The organism is Methylibium sp. (assembly GCF_013817365.1).
Lineage (GTDB): Bacteria > Pseudomonadota > Gammaproteobacteria > Burkholderiales > Burkholderiaceae_C > Methylibium.
On sequence record NZ_JACDCU010000367.1, the window covers coordinates 1 to 4,192 of the forward strand.

The 4,192-nt window shown below is 65.4% G+C and carries 4 protein-coding genes; all 4 read right to left on the reverse strand.

Features of this window, described 5'->3' with window-relative positions:
- Nucleotides 1–145: 145 nt before the first annotated feature.
- On the reverse strand, nucleotides 146–1,039 hold the full coding sequence (locus tag H0W38_RS17765) for a DMT family transporter (protein ID WP_292456551.1): 894 nt from the start codon (nucleotides 1,037–1,039) through the stop codon (nucleotides 146–148).
- A 104-nt stretch (nucleotides 1,040–1,143) separates the two neighbouring features.
- Complete coding sequence (locus H0W38_RS17770) at nucleotides 1,144–2,652, reverse strand: tripartite tricarboxylate transporter permease (protein ID WP_292456554.1); 1,509 nt, start codon at nucleotides 2,650–2,652, stop codon at nucleotides 1,144–1,146.
- 11 nt (nucleotides 2,653–2,663) lie between these two features.
- Nucleotides 2,664–3,125 carry a tripartite tricarboxylate transporter TctB family protein gene (locus H0W38_RS17775; RefSeq protein ID WP_292456556.1) on the reverse strand — a complete coding sequence of 154 codons (462 nt, stop codon included), beginning with the start codon at nucleotides 3,123–3,125 and terminating at the stop codon, nucleotides 2,664–2,666.
- Between the two features lie 182 nt (nucleotides 3,126–3,307).
- A partial coding sequence (locus tag H0W38_RS17780; protein ID WP_292456558.1) for a GspE/PulE family protein occupies nucleotides 3,308–4,192 on the reverse strand: 885 nt, incomplete at its 5' end.

Consider the following 4,192-nt stretch of genomic DNA (forward strand, 5'->3'; position numbering starts at 1 on the left):
AACCCTTGCTCGCGGCGCACACCAGCGCCCATCTGCCGTCGATGCCGAAGTCCATACCGTGTCTGCCTGCCTGTCGTGACGAATGCATTGTGAGGCGCGTCGACCGAACGCGGCCTCGGACTCGGCCCGAAGCGCTGTGTCGCTCTCAGCGCCACCGCGCCAGCATCCAGATCCCCACCAGCACCAGCGCGGTCCCCGCGCCGACCCACGCCGTGAACGGTTCGCCGAGGATCACGATGCCCATCAGCAGCGTGCTCATCGGCCCGACCATGCCGGTCTGCGCGGCCAGCGTGGGGCCGATGCGCTCGATCGCCATCATCACCATCAGCACGGGGGCGACCGTGCAAACCGTGGCGTTGAACAGCGACAGCCACAGCACCGGCGCAGTGGCCCCCAGCGCCACCTCGGGCGAGCGCAGCACGAAGAACTGACCGATACACAGCGCGCACGCCACCGTGCTGGCCAGACCGACCAGGCGCAGTGCGCCGAGCCGCTGCACCACTTCGCCGCTGTAGACCAGATAGACCGCATAGCTGACCGCGCTGCCGAAAACGAGAACGGCACCCAGCGCCGCGTCGGGGCCCTGAAAGCCCACTTCGTGGCCGAAGACCAGCGCCACGCCGACATAGCTGACGCCGATGGCCATGAGCTGCCGACCACTCACCTTTCGTCCGAACAACAGCACGCCGAAGGCCAGCACCAGCGTTGGGTTGAGGTAGAGGATCAGCCGCTCGAGACTGGCGCTGATGTACTGCAGGCCGAGAAAGTCGAGAAAGCTCGCCAGGTAGTAGCCGGTCACGCCGAGCAGCAGCACCATGCGCTTGTCCTGCGCCGTCAGGGCCGGCTTGCCGCGGCTGGCCCACCAAGCCATCGCCAGGAAGAACGGCAGCGCGAACAGCATGCGGAAGAACAGCACCGTGACCGCATCGAGGCCGTGGCGGTACAGGAGCTTGGCGACGATGGCCTTGCCCGAAAAGGCGATGGCGCCGGTCATTGCGAGGGCGAGACCCGCCCAAGGCAGCCGATCGGGTGGGGTCATCGAGAAAGGCTCACGGCGCCGACGTCGGCGCCACCGCCACAGCGGACGCGCGGACTTGCGAGGCGGCAAACTTCGACGCAGCGCCGCGCGAGCGACAAAGCTCGTCAATCCTCTTCGTGGAAAGCGACCTCTCGCTTCTTGCGGATCGTGGGCAGCATCACGACCACGATCATCAGCACCGCCGCAACCAACAGACCCGCCGACAGTGGCCGCGTGACGAAGGTGCTCCATTCGCCGCGCGAGAGCAGCAACGCGCGTCGCAGGTTCTCCTCCATCATGGGCCCGAGGATGAAGCCCAGCAGAAGCGGCGCACCCTCGCATTGGAACTTGTAAAACGTGTACCCGACCAAGCCGAAGCCGGCCGCAACGAACACGTCGAAGTTGTTGTTGTTGAGGGTGTACAGGCCGATGCTGCAGAAGGTGAGGATGGCGGGGAACAGGAACCGGTAGGGCACCGTCAGCAGCTTGATCCAGATGCCGATCATCGGCAGGTTGAGGACGACCAGCATCAGGTTGCCGATCCACATGCTCGCGATCAGGCCCCAGAAGAGATCGGGGTTGCTGGTCATCACCTGCGGGCCAGGCTGGATGCCCTTGATGGTCATGGCCCCCACCATCAACGCCATCACGGTGTTGGGCGGGATGCCGAGCGTGAGCATCGGGATGAAGCTGGTCTGCGCGCCGGCGTTGTTGGCACTCTCCGGACCAGCGACGCCGCGGATGTCGCCCTTGCCGAATTGGCTCGCATCCTTGGCAACCTTCTTCTCCAGCGTGTACGCGGCAAAGGCCGAAAGGATCGAGCCGCCGCCCGGCAGCACGCCCAGGGCCGAGCCCAGCACCGTACCGCGCACCACCGCCGGCCAAGCTTTCTGGAAATCGTCTTTCGTCGGCCACAGCCCCTTCACGTCCTTCGTGAACACCTCACGTTGCTCGGCCGGCTTGCCCAGGTTGGCGATGATCTCGGACAAGCCGAAGACGCCCATGGCAATACCGATGAAGCTGATGCCGTCGGTGAGTTCGGGAATACCGAAAGAAAAACGCGGCGTGCCGGAGATGACGTCGGTGTTGACCTGACCGAGCAAAAGACCTAGCACGATCATGCCCAGCGCCTTGATCAGCGAGCCCGATGCCAGCACCACCGCGCCGATCAGGCCCACCACCATGAGCGAAAAATATTCGGCCGGCCCGAACTTGAAGGCCAGCTCGGTGAGGGGCGGCGCGAAAGCCGCGATGACCAAGGTAGCCACCGAGCCGGCGAAGAAGGAGCCCAGGCCCGCGGCGGCAAGCGCCGGGCCGGCGCGGCCCTGGCGTGCCATGGCGTAGCCGTCGATCGCGGTGACCACCGAGCTCGACTCGCCCGGCACGTTGATCAGAATGGCCGTGGTGGAGCCGCCGTACTGCGAGCCGTAATAGATGCCGGCCAGCATGATGAGTGCCGGCGTGGCGTCGAGCGCGTAGATCGATGGCAGCAGCATGGCCATCGTGGCGGTCGGGCCCAGGCCAGGCAGCACGCCGACGAGCGTGCCGATGACCGTGCCGAAGAAGGCGTACAGAAGATTTTCGAGCGAGAGCGCGGTCTCGAAGCCGAGGACGAGGTTGTCGAACAGTTCCATGCTTGTCGTCCTCAGCCCATGAAAGCGGGCCACAACGGGATGGTCAGCCCGAGGCCCTTGATGAAGACCGCCCAGGAAAGCACGGTGAGAGCGATGGACATGATGATCGCGCTGAGCCAGTGGAACTCTTCACCGGCCAGCGCCGACAGGATGATGAGAATGGGCAGCGAAACCACCATGCCGAGCCGCGGCAACGCCAGGCCGAACACCACGAACGCACTCAGCACGATGAACAGCGGCTTGAAGGCGATGGCGCCGATCGGGTCGCCGTCTTCGCTCTCAATGGTCAGCGACGTGAACAGCACGACCGCGCCGAGCAGGGCCAGGATGATGCCGAGGCCGAAGGGAAAGAAGGCCGGTCCGGGACGTGCCGAACTACCGAAGGTGTAGTTCAAGGCACCGATGGCGAAGCTCACGCCAATGACGATAAACATGATCGCCGATCCGAAATCGCGCTGACTCTTGATCTTCAAGCGTTGTCTCCCTGTTGTCGTCACGCACGCCGAAGCGCGGTGCACGCATTCTAGGAATGAGGTGCCCAGCACCTCAGTGGGTAACTACGTAGCTCGGCCCGGCCCTGCTCCTGCGTCAGCGTTGTCAAAGCAGGACACGAGCAAAGCATAAGCCGGCGCGAATGATGTACTTGCGGCGTCACTCACTCCCAACGGGGCGTGGCGCGCAGCACTTCTTCGATCGTCGTCGAACCCTGCGCGACCTTCATGGCGCCGGCCAGGCGCAGCGGCTGCAAGCCTTGATGCACTGCCTGCTTGCGCAACGCCGCGCCGTCGTAGTGCGGATGAATGGTGGGCTGCAGCGCATCGCTCACCGCGAGCAGTTCATACAGGCCGCTGCGGCCGCGAAAACCCGTGTGGCGGCATTCGAGGCACCCGACCGGCTTGCAGGGCCGGTACTCGCCCGAGAGCCGCCACGGCTTGATGGCCTCGGCCAGTGTTTCGCGCGAGCCGCTGTCGTCAGGCGCCTTGCAGGCCGGGCACAGCGTGCGCACCAGCCGCTGCGCCAGCACGCCGATCACGGTGGCGCCGATCAGGTAGGGCGCGACGCCCAGGTCGATGAGCCGGGTGACCGCCGAGGCCGCGTCGTTGGTGTGCAGCGTACTGAAGACGAGGTGGCCGGTGAGCGCGGCCTGGATCGCCATCTCCGCCGTGGCGAGGTCGCGGATCTCGCCGACCATGATGATGTCCGGGTCCTGCCGCATCAGCGCGCGCAGGCCTTCGGCGAAGCCGAAGTCGAGCGCGGTCTGCACCTGCGTCTGGTTGAAGGCCGGCTCGATCATCTCGATCGGATCTTCGACGGTGCACACGTTGACTTCGTCCGTGGCCAGGCGCTTGAGGGTCGAATACAGCGTGGTCGTCTTGCCGGAGCCCGTCGGGCCTGTGACGAGAATGATGCCGTGCGAGCGCGTGACGAGCTGCTCCCAGAGCTTGGCGTCCTGCGCGCCGAAGCCCAGGCCGTCGAGCTGCTTGACGGCGTTGTCGGGGTCGAAGATGCGCATCACCATCTTCTCGCCGAAGGCCGTGGG